Origin of the sequence: Micromonospora sp. Mcm103, assembly GCF_024519755.1 — a bacterium.
GTDB classification, from domain to species: domain Bacteria; phylum Actinomycetota; class Actinomycetes; order Mycobacteriales; family Micromonosporaceae; genus Micromonospora; species Micromonospora aurantiaca.
Window position 1 is genome coordinate 1 of record NZ_JALJRJ010000061.1, and the last position, 658, is coordinate 658.

1 pseudogene is annotated in these 658 nt (G+C 83.9%); it reads right to left on the reverse strand.

Annotated elements, in window-relative coordinates:
• A pseudogene (locus OC439_RS30170) lies at positions 1-658 on the reverse strand (hypothetical protein); the annotation flags it as partial.

Below are 658 nucleotides of genomic sequence, written 5' to 3' on the forward strand. Positions count from 1 at the left end.
GGCCGGTCGCCGGGCTGCCGGACACGGGCGCGCCCGGCACGTCCGGTGCGTTGCCGCTGCGCGGCACGACCGGGGAGCGATCCGGGGTGGCCCGCCGGCCGGGCGTGGCTGCGGGTTCGGCGCCGGGAGCGGCCAGGTGGTGACCGCCGGTGGGCTCGTCGTGCCGGGCACGGCGCCCGCCACCGGAGACCGGGGCGGCGTCCGGAACGGCTCGCCCGGCCGGCGCGCCGGGCGCGACGCCTTCCGGCGCGGCGCGGCGGCCGGCACCGGAGACGGGCCGGGTGCCGGGCGGAACGCCGTCGGCACGCGCCCGGCGGCCCGCACCCGACACCGGCTGGGTACCGGGTGGCATGTCGTCGGGTCGCGCCCGGCGCGCTCCACCGGGGACCTGCTGGACGGCGCCGGTGTCCTCGGTGCGGGCTCGGCGGGCGGCACCGGAGACCGGCTGGATGCCGGCGGTGTCGTCGGGGCGGGCCCGTCGTCCGGCGGGCGGCGGGGTCGCCGATTCGGCCGGGTGCGGGCCCTCAGGTCCGGCGCCGTGCCGGCCGCGGGGCGCCGGCGGTACGCGGGTGTCGCCGTCCGCGGAGGGCCGGCCCGCGTCGGCGGGTACGCGGCCGGGCGACGGCGCCCCGGACGGCGTGCGGGTGCCGGTGACCGG